The following is a 12,760-nucleotide window of genomic DNA, read 5'->3' as shown; positions in this document are numbered from 1 at the left end:
GATGTTTGCATCTTGGACAAACCTTCGGAGACCTTGCTCCATTGCTTTGTCGTCAAAGATGGCAAAATCGGGGCGAAGGAGACGCCGCCAACGACCCTGAAAGGGGCTCCGGGCTCGCCGATCTGGTAGCCTTCCCGCGCCTGCGGACGTCATGATGGCAAGTTCCGGCTAAAAGTCAGGTCATGGCTGCGACCGTTGAACGGATGCGAGGCTTCGATCACTGCCTGCCTGCCTTTTCGCAATGACGGTGCATGAATGGCGGTCAGGCGGGATCAGCTCTGCGGAAACGCTGTCAAGCAACCACCTGCATATTAACACTTTTCCATGCGCATCGACACAGAATGCCGCCGCGCCGCCACCAAACCCAAAGACGGAGTTCTGAGCCGCGGAAGGGGAATAACGCGGTCAGAACCCGCCTGGGCCGTCAGAAAGGATCTTGGATAACTCGCTCGTCGTACAGCAAGTGTTACTCAACTAATGCACGATTAGCAACGCTTATGTCTCTCGTATCGAGAAACGATCTGTTCGCGCATTGGCATAAGTGACAATTCCCGCCCTCGCCCCATACGGGTGCGCCAGCGGGCAATTGTTTCCATTTCAGCTTCTCGCCTGACCTATGCGCGGCAAGGGGCGCCGATCTGTTTCCCTGTCGACCGCGAGAGTCGCATATCCGACCGACGCCTGTCGATGCGGCATAGCGCCCCGGAGCACCTAGTAGGATGCATCAAGCGGCTGTTCGGTCCGGCGATCGACTGCCCGCACCGCAGAGGGCAATCTGCGGTAGCCCGGATCGCGGCTCAGCTCCTCATGCGCCCGATGCAGGTGCCGGGCCGGGATCTGCGGGAACAGATGGTGGACCAGGTGATACGAGTCATTGCGCGGAAAGAAGAGCAGGCGCACCAGAGTTGGCGCCAGCACATTGCGCGAGGCTTCCATCTCGTCCTTGGCGCCGACCAGCCCGGCATGATCCAGGCAGTCGGTCCAGAAATTCAGCGTCGGATAGATGTAGAACAATGGCAGGATGACGAAGCCAAGCGCCGCCAACGGGTCAAGCAGCAGGAAGATCGCCATCGCGGCAAGAAGCAGAAGCTTGAGCCCCTGGAAAACGCGGCCATCCTCGGCCGAGAGGTTGATGCCGGTGTAAAGCGGCAAGTGGCGCCCGGTCAGCGGCACGATGACATGGCGCAGGATCGTCCGCCGGTTGATCGGATCATGCAGACCGAACTTCTCGATCAGGCCGAATTCCGCATCATGTTCGTAGTCGCCGTTGTGGGCATGGTGCGAGAGATGGTCGTCCCGATACTTGCGGAAGGATTTCATCAGGATCGCGCAGCAAACCCGGCCGATCATCACATTGTCCGACCGATCGTCGGCGAAGGTCGCATGGCTGCATTCATGAACGATGTTGTTGATACCCCGCAGCCGGGTCCCGATGAAGGCCGCCGTTGCCAGCATCGCCGCCACCGTCCAGACCGAGAGCGGAAGCGCAAGCAGCCGGATACCCAGCAGGATCGCCGCAAGGATGAGGCCGATGTAGGCGGCAACGATCGACCAGGCGACCATCCGGCGATAGCGTTTCAGACCAAGGAACTGGCGAACATAGGTTCGTCTCAAGACCTGCCCAGACATGCGCCCTCCCGAATGCTGCCCCAACTCTAGCCAGTTTGTTAAACAAACCAAACACTTTCGCCTGATTGTTTATCCGTCTGCCGCGGCACATCAGCGCAACTAATGCATGAACAGCGGCCACCCATGTCTTCCTGAGGTATCCGCGTTATGCTAAATTCAGGTGCATAAGCGTTTCTTATGCTGAGGGGCGATCATGTCACGCTTTGACTATGATTCACTGACGATCCTCGCCGCCGTCATCCGCGAAGGAAGCTTCGAAGCGGCGGCCAAGTCGATGAAGGTGACCCAGTCGGCGGTCAGTCAGCGAATCAAGCAGTTGGAGGAAAAGGTCGGCGTGGTGCTCGTCGCGCGGGGTCGGCCATGCGTCCCGACCGAGGCCGGACTGCAATTCTTCCGTCACTTCGAACAGGTCGGCCTTCTGCAGCAGGAACTGGCCGAGCGGATGCGCGCGCTTGTCGGCGGAGAGGAAACCGTCGCCGCCACCATCCGCATCGGGGTGAACAACGACAGTCTCGCAACCTGGTTTCCGAAGCTGATCAAGGTGGCGACCAAGGAACTTGGCATCCGCTTCGACATTCTCCCCGATGATCAGGAACACACCGAGTCCAGCCTCCGGAACGGCGATGCCCTTGCCGTCATCACCACGCTGGAAACCCCGGTCCAGGGCTGCAGGATCATCTCGCTGGGGTCGATGGAATACCTGGCGGTCGCCTCGCCCGAACTCTACCAGCATCACTTCGCAACCGGCGTCTCGCTTGAGACGCTGCGAAACTCAGTCTGCGTGGCCTTCAATCGCAAGGACACGATCCAGGACCAGTGGATGGCGCTTTGCTTCGGGGCAACGGTTCCGCTCTCCACCCACTACGTTCCTTCGTATGAGGGATACCTTTCCTGCTGCCTGAACGGCGCCGGTTGGGGCCTGGTGCCCAGCATTGCCGGCAATTCCTACATCAAGCGCGGCGAACTGGTAGAGTTGAGCCCGGGCAGGAAGGTCAGCGTCGCGCTGCATTGGCAGGCCGGAATGCAGTCGAGCGAAATCCTCAGCCGACTCGGCAACCTGGTCCTTGAGGTCGCACGCGAGCACCTCACCCCGGACCGCTTCCGCCCGGATTGACCTGGCCCTCGCCCCGGACCATCGCGCCCGGGATGCCCTGTCGAAGGCCGGGCAGGGTGAACACGGCATCGCGGTGTCACCCCATCGCGGACGCATTCAGGCCACATTGATCCTGAAGAACGGAACCGGCGGGGGCAATCCACCGCCGGGAGCGTGGCTGTGAGGAGAGACCCCGCATGAGTTCCGCAAGGCCAAACCGAGACAGCCGCACGCGACCGCAGGGTGTCGATCCGGCACCCTTGCGTTCGGCCCTGCGCGCCACGCTGGATGGAACCGGCGGCCCGGCACACCCGCCACTCGGCATCGAGGCCCGGCAGCGGCTGGTACTGAGCATTCTGGTCGAGGAGTTTGGCGGCGAAGCGACAGCCGCCGCGCTCACCCGGCACCTGTCGCGCCAGCTTGGCTGGATGCCATCTGCGCCCGGAGCCAAGTTGATCGAGGTGCTGCAAACCCTTCACCGTCTTGGCGCGCTGAGCCTGGAAATCAACGGCGACGATTTCATCGTCCGGCTCTTGCTTGACGAGCCTGGATACGACGCGTGATGCCGCAGGTACGGCCTGTCGGGCCTGTGCCCTGCCACAAGGAAACCCCTGTGAGAACGCGCGGGCCCGACGTGTAGGCCCGCCAGCTCGCAGGTTGGTCCGCAGGACGGCACCTGGTCGTTTCCGCCCTTCGGCACATAGGCGACCAATCTGGCGCGGTCAGGCCGTCTCCGAAGGGCGGATAGTCCCTGCAAACCCCTTTGGCACTTAAAGAAAAGGCCCCGCGAGGGACCCGATTTCCGGAGTGCTGTATGCAAATGGCGGACAGTGAGGGATTCGAACCCTCGAGACGGTTCCCCGCCTACACACTTTCCAGGCGTGCGCCTTCGACCACTCGGCCAACTGTCCGTCGGGCGCTGATACCCCGGCTTTGCGGGACTGTTCAAGAGGATATCTGGCCGATATCCGCCCCCTGCCGCGATTTCCCGCCCCTCAGGCCAGCGTGATCGTCACCCGGCGGTTCTGGCGGCCCTTGTTCTCGATCTTGCCGATCTCGACCCGGCCGATCTCGCCCGTCCGGCGGACATGGGTGCCGCCGCAGGGTTGCAGGTCGACCAGGGTTTCGCCGTCCATGATCCGCACCAGCCGCACCCTGCCCTGCCCCATCGGCGGGCGCACGGACATGGTCTTGACCAGACCGGGATTGGCCAGCAGCTCCTCATCGGTGATCCAGTCGTCGCTCACCGCCAGGTCGCGGGCGATCAGGCTGTTCAAGGCCTCGTCCAGCGCCGCGACGTCTCCCGGCGGGTCCGGCATGTCGAAGTCGAGCCGCCCCTTGTCCGCGCCGATCTGCCCCCCCGTCACCGGCAGCGGAATCACCACCGACAACAGGTGCAGCGCGGTGTGGACACGCATGTGGCGATGACGGCGGCTCCAGTCGATCAGTTGGCGGGCCGGTGCGCCGACGGGGGGCATCGGCATCGGCTCGGCCGGGATCAGGGCAATGCCCGCCGCCACCTTCACCGCCGTCGCGATGGGCATCCGGGTGCCGCCCCAGTCGAGCAGGCCGCTGTCGCCGGGCTGGCCTCCGCCGGTCGCGTAGAAGACCGAGCGGTCGACCAGGATCCCGCCCTCGGGCGTGTGGCCGGTGACCCGGCATTCAGCGGCGGTCTGGTAGGCGTCGTCACGGAACAGAAGCTCGGTCACCGTTCGGCCCCTTTCACATCGGTTGCCGCCGGACGCGACGCCTTGCGCCGCGTGGCAGAGGGGCGGTCGCGGTCGACCAGATCGGCCAGCGCCAACACGGTCTCCGCCGTCTTGACCGGGTCGGACGGCGCCGCGGGCGGGACGATGTGAATGCCCTCTTCGGCCAGCCGTTGCAGGATGCGGTGGTTCATGTCGCTGCGCACCTGCAGGCCGAAGTTCACGTCGCGCAGGATCACCCGGACCTCGAAGTTCAGTTGCGTCGCCGTATAGCCCATGAAGGCCACGACCGGCGGCGGGTTCAGGATCGCCATCGGCTGTTCCTCGGCGATGGCACGCAGGATCTTCTCGACCTGGCGGGTATCGCTGCCAAGCGCCACCGACACCGGCACGATGATCCGGCCCGACAGGTTGAACCGGGTCCAGTTCGTCACCCGCCCGGTGATCAGGTCGGCGTTCGGCACGATCACGTCGTTGCGGTCGAAGGTCTCGATCCGGGTCGAGCGCACCGAGATCGCCCGCACCTTGCCCTGCACGCCCGCGACCTCGATCCAGTCGCCCTCGCTGACGGGGCGTTCAACCAGGAGGATGATGCCCGAGATGAAGTTGGACACGATCTGCTGCAGGCCGAAACCGATGCCGACCGACAAGGCACCGGCAACGATGGCAAGGCCGGAGAGGTCGATCCCGGCGGCGTTGATGGCGATCAGCGCGGCGAGGAAGATGCCGACATAACCCACCCCGGCGATAAGCGCCGTCTGGCCGCCCTGGTCCATCTTCGTCTTCGGCAGGATCGTGCTGCGCAAGGCGCCCTGGAAGAGCCGCGTCAGCATGTAGCCGATGATGAAGAGGATGGCGAAGATCATGAAATTGCTGGGCGAGACTTTCGTGCTGCCCAGCTGGAAGCCTTCGGTGAAGCGGTTCCAGAGTTCGGTCAGGTCGGAGAAGCGCGCGCCCCAGATCAACGCCAGCACCGGCAAGGATGCGATGGCCAGGACGAAGCCGGCCAGGACCGGAACCAGCGCGTCGCGCGCGGCTTCCTCCTTCTTGGCAAGCAGCGACCAGGCGTCGCCGATCAGCCGCTGCAGGATGAACAGGAACGCGACCAGCGCAAAGGACATCATCGCCGGATAGATCACCGCCTCGGCAGCCTGCACATAGCCGAAGGCGGCCAGCACGGGGCCAAGGATACCCAGAACCGTCAGCCCGCGGGCCAGAAGCTGGATCAGCCGCAGCGCGTAACTTGCCGTCTTGTTGTCGGTCTCGCGCGTCTTGCGCAGGGTGCGCCCCAGCCGGATCAGGACCAGCCCGCCGGTCAAGAGGATCGGGAAGGACATGACCGAGGTCGTCGCATCCGAATAGGCCTGCGCATCCATTGCCGCGCTGCGCAGGATGTTGGCCGAGATCACCAGCCCCATCATCACCGACAGGAACCGCCCCTCGGCCCGGCGTTCGGGCGGCAACGGCAGCATGGCATCGTCGCCTTGCAGTCGCGGAAAGGCACGCGCGCCAAGCCAGGCCAGGGAAAAGACGATGAAGCCCGCGAACGGCAGGGCGACGGCGATCAAGGTGCTGATTTCCCCAAGCATGCCGCTGGCCAACAGCGCCCAGGACAGCAGGACCACCCCGATCGTCGGCAGGATGATCCCGCCCAGCGAGGCGATCAGCGCCCAGAAGTTGCGCCCCCTGACCGTCGCCCCCTGCTGCAACCGTTCGGCAAAGCGCTCGATCCAGCGCCGGACATAGACCACCAGCGCCACCGCGACGATGACGAGGACGATGATCAGCGGCAGGTTGTCGAAAAGCTCGCCCCGGGACTTCGGGTTGTTCCAGGCTTCCGAGATTTCGTCCCACAGCCGCTGCACCGTGTCGGCAAAGCCGATCGCGGCCTCGGGCCAGTTGCCGGGGTTCAGCGGCGAGGGCCAGAGCTGGAGAAGCTGGTCCGCCTGGCGTTCGCGCAGGGTCCGGTCGATCTCGTCGATCAACCCGTCCGCCCGGCGATAGGCCTCCTCGGCCGCGATTCCGGGGGCCTGGGCCTTGACCAGCTGGCTGGCAAGTTCCTGCCTGCGGGCGGAAATCTCGTCGGCCTCGGTCGCCCCGTCCGCCGGTGCAGGCCCGAGTGCGTCAATCTGCTGCCGCAGCGTCGCGATCCGCGCCGAATTCGCGCTTTGAGCACTCTGCAGCGCCGCCCGCCACTTCGCCAGTTGCCCCCGGATTTCCTCCATCCGGTCGGTCGTGGTGTTGCGGTTCTCGATCTCGGCTTCGGCCCGCTCGGCCATCCGCTCCCAGAGCGCATAGTCGAGCGCCGCCCCGTCCGTTGCCGGTTCGACGGTGGTCGGCGCGTTTTCCCCCGCCTGGTCCTGCGCCAGCACCGGCGCTGCCACCAGCGCCAGCACCAGGGAAAGCCAGAGGAAAAGCCGCCTCATGCGTCTTCGTAGACCGTGGGGATCGCCCGGCCCGCCCGGTCCAGCCAGTCCGGCACCGGCAGGCCCTTCTCGCGCAGGAAGGTCGGGTTGTAGATCTTGGACTGGTAGCGGCTGCCGTAGTCGCAAAGCACCGTGACGATGGTCTTGCCCGGCCCCATCTCGCGCGCCATGCGGATCGCGCCCGCGATGTTGATCCCGGTCGAGCCGCCCATGCAGAGCCCCTCATCGGTCAGGAGGTCGAAGATGATCGGCAGCGCCTCGGCATCGGGGATGCGATAGCTGAAATCCGGGGTGAAGCCTTCCAGGTTCGCGGTGATCCGCCCCTGCCCGATGCCTTCGGTGATCGAGGTGCCCGGGCTTTCCAGCTTGCCCGAGGTGTAGAAGCTGTGCAGCGCAGCACCCTCCGGGTCGGCCAGCCCGATCTTCACGCCCTTCGGCTGCAGCGCCATGCCGACCCCGGCCAGCGTGCCGCCCGACCCCACCGCGCAGATGAATCCGTCGACCTTGCCGCCGGTTTCCTCCCAGATCTCCGGCCCGGTCGTCTCGATATGCGACTGGCGGTTGGCCGTGTTGTCGAACTGGTTGGCCCAGATCGCGCCGTTCGGTTCCGTCTTCGCCAGCGCCTCGGCCAGGCGGCCCGAATAGCGCACATAGTTGTTCGGGTTGCGGTAGGGCGCCGCCGGGACCTGCACCAGCTCGGCCCCCGCCAGCCGCAGCATGTCCTTCTTCTCCTGGCTCTGGGTTTCCGGGATCACGATCACCGTGCGGAACCCCATGCTGGCCCCCACCAGCGCGAGGCCAATCCCGGTGTTGCCCGCCGTGCCTTCCACGATGGTCCCGCCCGGCTTCAGCTGCCCCTTCGCGATGGCATCCTTGATGATGTACAGCGCCGCCCGGTCCTTGACCGACTGGCCGGGGTTCATGAACTCGGCCTTGCCGAGGATGGTGCAGCCGGTCATTTCCGAAGCTTTCTTCAGCTTCAGCAGCGGCGTGTTCCCGATCGTGTCGGCCAGATCCTGATGAATGCGCATGGGGGCGGTCCTTCCTTGGTCCCGAGAAGGTGTATGTGCGTCGCCCGGCAAACTCAAGCCGGGAGGGACGCGCCCCGACCATGCCCGCCTAGTAGAGCCCCAGCCCCCGCATGATCGGCGGCCAGTCCTTGATCCGCTTGCGCGCCTTGTCGGGTGCCCGCCCGGCGATCTCGTGGATCATCACGTTCATCAGCGTGGTCATCGGCCCGGTGCTTTCCAGGAAGGCGTCGACCTTGGTCGCGACGTGGAAGACGAAGGGCGTCTCGGCGCTGGCCCAGGTGTTCAGCTCGTCCGTCACCACCACGACCTGCATCCCCAGCCCCCGCGCCGCCTGCACGATGGGCAGCGCCTCACGCGCATAGGGGGCCATGTCGATCAGGACCAGGCAGCGCTTCTCCTCGGCCCGGCGGAACGAGGGGATCCATTCCACCAGCCCGCCGTCATGCGGCGACAGGAACCGGATCGAGCCGCGCACGATGGCCAGGCGGCGGGCGAAATCCTCGGCGATGCCGCGGATGGTCTGGAAGCCGGTGACGAAAACCTCGTCCGCCGCGGCGATGGCGTCGATGGCCTGCGGCCAGGCAGGCTTCTCCACCTCATGCGCCAAGGCCAGCACCGCATCGGCGTCGCGCTTCAGGATCGCGCCGATCTCGCCATCGAGCAGGCGGAAATAACGGTCCGAGGGCGAGACATGGGCATGGACCAGCGCCGCCTGCAGATCTTCCTTCAGCCCCTGCAAGCCCTTGTAGCCCGCCCGTTTCAGGAACCGGCTGACGGTGATCTCGCTGACCCCGGTCTTCGCGGCGATCGAGGCCCCGGTTTCCAGCCCCAGCGTCGCCTCGTTCAGGATCAGCCACTGGGCGATCACGGCCTCGGACCGGGTCAGGCCGGTGATGGCGCGCAACCGGGCAGCAAGGGGGGAGTCTTCGGGGGGCAGGTCGTTCATGACAGCATTTACATCAAAGATAACGAATGATAGCGTTCTGTCATAATCTATAACATGCCCGAGTCGCCGTCGCCAAGCCTTTCCGTTCCGGCGCGCAGAGACCCGAAGGCACCAACCGGGAGAAGATCATGAAGGCTTTTGGATTGGCCGCAGCCGTTGTCGCCGCCGCCGGGATGGCGCAGGCGGAAGGCACGCTCGCGCTTTACAATTGGGGCGACTACATCAACCCCGAGGTGCTGACCCGCTTTACCGCGGAAACCGGCATCGCGGTGACGCTGGACACCTATTCCTCGAACGAGGAGATGCTGGCCAAGATCCAGGCCGGGGCGACGGGCTATGACATCGTCTTCCCCTCGGTCCACATGAACGACATCATGATCAAGCTGGGCCTGCTGGAAAAGACCGGCATCAACACTGCGCCCGACTTCAAGAACATCGACCCGGCCTTCCTGCGCGCGAAGGAGGATCCGAACAGCGAATACTGCCTGCCCTATGCCTGGGGCACCGTGGGCATCTTCTACAACGAGGACATCACCGGCCCGATCACCGGCTGGGCGGATTTCTTCGCCATCCCGGAAAAGACCGGGGCGAAGATCACGCTTCTGGACGACATGCGCGAGGTGCTGGCCATCGGCCACATCATGAACGGCACCTCGGTCAATTCGACCGACCCGGCGGAAGTGCAGGCGGCGGCCGACTATATCCTTGCGCACAAGGCAGCGGTTTCCGCCTTCACCTACGAAGTGCCGCCGATGCTGACCTCGGGCGACATCGCGGCGGGGCATTTCTTCGTCGGCGGCAACGTCTTCTTCACCGAAATGCCGAACATCAAGTACATCATCCCGGCGGAAGGCGGCACGATGTACCAGGAGAACATCTGCGTCCTCGCCTCGGCGCCGAACAAGGAGAACGCGAAGAAGTTCATGGAGTTCTATCTGAAGCCCGAGATCGCTGCGCTGAACGTCAGCCAACAATTCAACGGCACGCCGAACACGCCCGCAAACGAGCTGACGCCCGACTTCATCAAGTCGAACCCGAACATCAACGTCGGCCCCGAGACGATGACCCGGCTGCAGATCTTCCAGGACATCGGCGCGGCGCTGAAGCTTTACGACCGGGCCTGGAACACGATCCGCACGGCGCAGTGACCGATGGCCCTTCTGGAGATCAAGGCGGCGCTGCGCGAGTTCGTCACGCCCGAAGGCGGACGGCTCGCCGCGCTGGACGGGGTTGACCTGGCGGTCGACGCGAACGAGTTCGTCACGCTGCTGGGGCCCTCGGGCTGCGGCAAGACCACGCTTCTGCGCGCCATCTCGGGCTTCGAGATGCTGGACAGCGGCACCATGCGGCTGGGGGGCGCGGACCTGACCGCCCTGCCCCCCTTCCGCCGCCCGGTGAACACGGTGTTCCAGAGCTACGCGCTTTTCGGCCACATGACCGTGGCGCGGAACGTGGGCTATGCGCTGGAGGTGGCGGGGGTGCCGCGGCCTGAGCGCGAGGGACAGGTGGCCGAAGCGCTGGACAAGGTCGGCCTTGCGGGCCTTGGCGCGCGCAGGCCGGGGCAGTTGTCGGGCGGCCAGCGGCAGCGGGTGGCGCTGGCCCGCGCGATCATCGCCAAGCCCCGGCTTTTGCTCTTGGACGAACCGCTCTCGGCGCTGGACCGCAACCTGCGCCAGCAGATGCAGCTGGAGCTGAAGGCGCTGCAGAACAACCTTGGCATCGCCTTCATCTTCGTGACCCACGACCAGGAAGAGGCGCTGACCATGTCCGACCGCATCGTGGTGATGCGGTCGGGCAGGATCGAGCAGATCGGCACCCCGCGCGACATCTACCGCCATCCGCGGAACCGTTTCGTGGCCGAATTCATCGGCGAGACCAACCTCTTCCCGGTCACGGTGGACCGGGTCGAGGGCGCGCTGGCGCTGGCGCGGACCGGCGAGGGGGTGGAGGTACATCTCCCCGCAACTGGGCGCTCGGTCGGCGAGCAAATCACCGCGATCCTGCGCCCGGCGGATTTCACCCTTGGAGCCACAGGCATCCCCGGCCAAGTGACCCGAGCAGTCTACCTCGGGTCGGACCTCTATTTCTTCGTCCAGCCGCAGGCGGGCGGCCCGGAAATCCGCGTCATCGCGCGCGACGGGGCCGGGGTGACGGAGGGCGCTGCGGTGCATCTAGCCCATGACCCGGCCCGCGTCCATGTGCTGGAGGCCGCGTGATGGCGCTCAGGCGGCAATCCGTCGTGCTGGGGCTGCTGCTGGCCCCCGTCACGCTGTTCCTCGGCGTGTTCTTCCTGCTGCCGCTCCTCATCATCGCGCTCTTCTCTTTCCTCACCCCCGGCCTTTACGGCGGAGTTGAGTGGACCTTCTACCACTGGAACTACGGCCGCATCTTCGGCTGGGCCGACGGCATCAACGAGATCTACGAGCCGATCTACCTGCAGATCCTTGTCCGCTCGCTGGCCTATGCGGCGCTGACGGTCGTGCTGACCCTTCTCCTCTGCTACCCCGTCGCCTTCTGGGTCAGCCGCTTGTCGGAACGCTGGCGGCTGGTCTTCATATTCCTGATCACGCTGCCCTTCTTCTCCAGCCTGATCGTCCGGCTCTACGCCTGGCTCCTGATCCTGAAACCCACGGGGCTACTGAACACCGTCCTCCTCTGGACCGGCCTGATCCGCGAGCCGCTGGAGATCCTCTACACCCCCGCCGCCGTGGTGCTGGGGATGGTCTATGTCATGGTGCCCTTCATGTTCCTGCCGCTCTACGCCGCTGTCGACAACCTCGACCGCGCGCAGGTCGAGGCCTCGCAGGACCTGGGGGCCAACCGGGTGCAGACCTTCTTCAAGGTCATCCTGCCGCAGACCCTGCCGGGGATCATGGGCGGCGCGGTGATCGTCTTCATCCCCTCGGTCGGCAATTTCGTCGTGCCCGACATCCTGGGCGGCGCCAAGGGGCTGATGATCGGCAACCTGGTGGAACAGCAGTTCCTCTCGGCCCGCAACTGGCCCTTCGGCTCGGCCCTGTCGATGATCATCATGGCCGTGGTGCTGGTGGTGCTGACCCTGTCGGTCACGCGGGCCAGAAAGGCAGGCGGCCATGCGTAACCCCGCAGGCTGGGCCGCGCTGACGGCCTTCTCGCTGGTCTTCTTCGCCTTCATCTACGCCCCCCTCTTCGTCATCATCGGCTATTCGTTCAACTCGAACCCGGTCAACATGATGATCTGGGAGCATTTCACCTTCGACTGGTACACCGGCCTCCTCGGCCTGTCGGACCGGACAAGCGATGCGACCAACCGCGCGGCCTATGTCGAAAGCACCGGCCAGATGCTCGCCGCGCTGCGCACCTCGCTGACGGTCGCCGCCTTCACCACGACGATCTCGACGGTGATCGGCACCGCGACCGCCATCGCGCTGGCGCGCTACCGCTTCCGGGCGCGCGGCTTCTACAACGGCTTCCTGATGCTGCCGATGATGATGCCCGACATCGTGCTGGGGATCGGCCTTCTGATCTTCTTCGTCACCATCGGCATGAACCTGTCGATCCTGACCATCATCATCGGCCACTGCACCTTCCTCACCTCCTACGTCTACATCATCGTCCAGGCCCGCATCGCCGGGATCGACCCCGCGCTGGAGGAAGCCTCTGCCGACCTCGGCGCAAGCGAATGGGTGACGTTGCGCAAGGTGCTCCTGCCCCAGCTCGCCCCCGGCATCCTGGGCGGCGCGCTTCTGGCCTTCGTCATCTCGATGGATGACCTGGTGATCACCTATTTCGTCTCGGGCACCGGCGACACCACGTTGCCGGTCTTCATCTTCGGCATGATCCGCCGCGGCGTGAAACCCGAGATCAACGCCATCGCCACGCTGATCATCCTCGCCTCGGTGGTGATTGCAGCGCTTGGCCTGTGGCTTCGCAGCAGAAAGACCGATTGA

11 protein-coding genes and 1 tRNA gene are annotated in these 12,760 nt (G+C 65.0%); 6 read left to right on the top strand and 6 right to left on the bottom strand.

The features are described 5' to 3' along the window. Nucleotides 1-711: 711 nt before the first annotated feature. The gene (locus ACE3P6_RS00525) at nt 712-1,629 is read right to left on the bottom strand and encodes a fatty acid desaturase (RefSeq protein WP_374391013.1); all 918 of its coding nucleotides are present in this window, start codon (nt 1,627-1,629) and stop codon (nt 712-714) included. 193 nt (nt 1,630-1,822) lie between these two features. Between ACE3P6_RS00525 and ACE3P6_RS00520 the strand changes: the two genes are divergently transcribed. Together ACE3P6_RS00520 and ACE3P6_RS00515 are read left to right on the top strand one after the other, a co-directional pair. Then, entirely contained in the window at nt 1,823-2,743 is a 921-nt protein-coding gene (locus ACE3P6_RS00520) for a LysR family transcriptional regulator ArgP (RefSeq protein ID WP_374391011.1), read from the top strand. Nucleotides 2,744-2,982: 239 nt separating this feature from the next. Continuing rightward, nucleotides 2,983-3,285: a hypothetical protein gene (locus tag ACE3P6_RS00515; RefSeq protein WP_374391009.1), complete on the top strand. Its 303-nt coding sequence runs from the start codon at nt 2,983-2,985 to the stop codon at nt 3,283-3,285. A gap of 258 nt (nt 3,286-3,543) precedes the next feature. On the opposite strand, the gene ACE3P6_RS00510 is transcribed toward ACE3P6_RS00515, so the two are convergent. The 5 genes from ACE3P6_RS00510 to ACE3P6_RS00490 all read right to left on the bottom strand — a co-directional run bounded on the left by ACE3P6_RS00510 (nt 3,544) and on the right by ACE3P6_RS00490 (nt 8,831). Continuing rightward, nucleotides 3,544-3,633 (bottom strand) — tRNA-Ser (locus ACE3P6_RS00510). Nucleotides 3,634-3,717: 84 nt separating this feature from the next. Further along, nucleotides 3,718-4,431, bottom strand: a complete 714-nt coding sequence (locus ACE3P6_RS00505) for an alanyl-tRNA editing protein (protein WP_374371723.1) — start codon at nt 4,429-4,431, stop codon at nt 3,718-3,720. Beyond that, on the bottom strand, nt 4,428-6,854 hold the full coding sequence (locus ACE3P6_RS00500; protein WP_374391007.1) for a DUF3772 domain-containing protein: 2,427 nt from the start codon (nt 6,852-6,854) through the stop codon (nt 4,428-4,430). Before ACE3P6_RS00500 ends, ACE3P6_RS00505 begins: the two co-directional genes overlap by 4 nt. Then, the gene (locus ACE3P6_RS00495) at nt 6,851-7,885 is read right to left on the bottom strand and encodes a cysteine synthase A (RefSeq protein WP_374391005.1); all 1,035 of its coding nucleotides are present in this window, start codon (nt 7,883-7,885) and stop codon (nt 6,851-6,853) included. Before ACE3P6_RS00495 ends, ACE3P6_RS00500 begins: the two co-directional genes overlap by 4 nt. Before the next feature lie 88 nt (nt 7,886-7,973). Beyond that, the gene (locus ACE3P6_RS00490; RefSeq protein ID WP_374391003.1) at nt 7,974-8,831 is read right to left on the bottom strand and encodes a MurR/RpiR family transcriptional regulator; all 858 of its coding nucleotides are present in this window, start codon (nt 8,829-8,831) and stop codon (nt 7,974-7,976) included. A 128-nt stretch (nt 8,832-8,959) separates the two neighbouring features. Between ACE3P6_RS00490 and ACE3P6_RS00485 the strand changes: the two genes are divergently transcribed. Genes ACE3P6_RS00485 through ACE3P6_RS00470 form a run of 4 tightly spaced genes read left to right on the top strand, consistent with a single transcriptional unit; the run spans nt 8,960 to nt 12,760 of the window. Then, on the top strand, nt 8,960-9,979 hold the full coding sequence (locus ACE3P6_RS00485; protein ID WP_374391001.1) for a spermidine/putrescine ABC transporter substrate-binding protein: 1,020 nt from the start codon (nt 8,960-8,962) through the stop codon (nt 9,977-9,979). 3 nt (nt 9,980-9,982) lie between these two features. After that, the gene (locus tag ACE3P6_RS00480; protein ID WP_374390999.1) at nt 9,983-11,047 is read left to right on the top strand and encodes an ABC transporter ATP-binding protein; all 1,065 of its coding nucleotides are present in this window, start codon (nt 9,983-9,985) and stop codon (nt 11,045-11,047) included. Beyond that, nucleotides 11,047-11,931, top strand: a complete 885-nt coding sequence (locus ACE3P6_RS00475; protein WP_374390997.1) for an ABC transporter permease — start codon at nt 11,047-11,049, stop codon at nt 11,929-11,931. The genes ACE3P6_RS00480 and ACE3P6_RS00475 overlap by 1 nt, the downstream gene beginning before the upstream one ends. Beyond that, entirely contained in the window at nt 11,924-12,760 is an 837-nt protein-coding gene (locus ACE3P6_RS00470; protein WP_374390995.1) for an ABC transporter permease, read from the top strand. Before ACE3P6_RS00475 ends, ACE3P6_RS00470 begins: the two co-directional genes overlap by 8 nt.

This window comes from Tabrizicola sp., assembly GCF_041911175.1.
GTDB lineage: Bacteria > Pseudomonadota > Alphaproteobacteria > Rhodobacterales > Rhodobacteraceae > Tabrizicola.
This window is presented reverse-complemented; position numbering and strand designations above follow the sequence as displayed.

Coding starts and splice junctions, on each gene's coding strand:
- ACE3P6_RS00500 (WP_374391007.1), bottom strand. CDS start 6,854: ATGAGGCGGCTTTTCCTCTGGCTTTCCCTGGTGCTGGCGCTGGTGGCA.
- ACE3P6_RS00525 (WP_374391013.1), bottom strand. CDS start 1,629: ATGTCTGGGCAGGTCTTGAGACGAACCTATGTTCGCCAGTTCCTTGGT.
- ACE3P6_RS00485 (WP_374391001.1), top strand. CDS start 8,960: ATGAAGGCTTTTGGATTGGCCGCAGCCGTTGTCGCCGCCGCCGGGATG.
- ACE3P6_RS00475 (WP_374390997.1), top strand. CDS start 11,047: ATGGCGCTCAGGCGGCAATCCGTCGTGCTGGGGCTGCTGCTGGCCCCC.
- ACE3P6_RS00495 (WP_374391005.1), bottom strand. CDS start 7,885: ATGCGCATTCATCAGGATCTGGCCGACACGATCGGGAACACGCCGCTG.
- ACE3P6_RS00520 (WP_374391011.1), top strand. CDS start 1,823: ATGTCACGCTTTGACTATGATTCACTGACGATCCTCGCCGCCGTCATC.
- ACE3P6_RS00490 (WP_374391003.1), bottom strand. CDS start 8,831: ATGAACGACCTGCCCCCCGAAGACTCCCCCCTTGCTGCCCGGTTGCGC.
- ACE3P6_RS00470 (WP_374390995.1), top strand. CDS start 11,924: ATGCGTAACCCCGCAGGCTGGGCCGCGCTGACGGCCTTCTCGCTGGTC.
- ACE3P6_RS00480 (WP_374390999.1), top strand. CDS start 9,983: ATGGCCCTTCTGGAGATCAAGGCGGCGCTGCGCGAGTTCGTCACGCCC.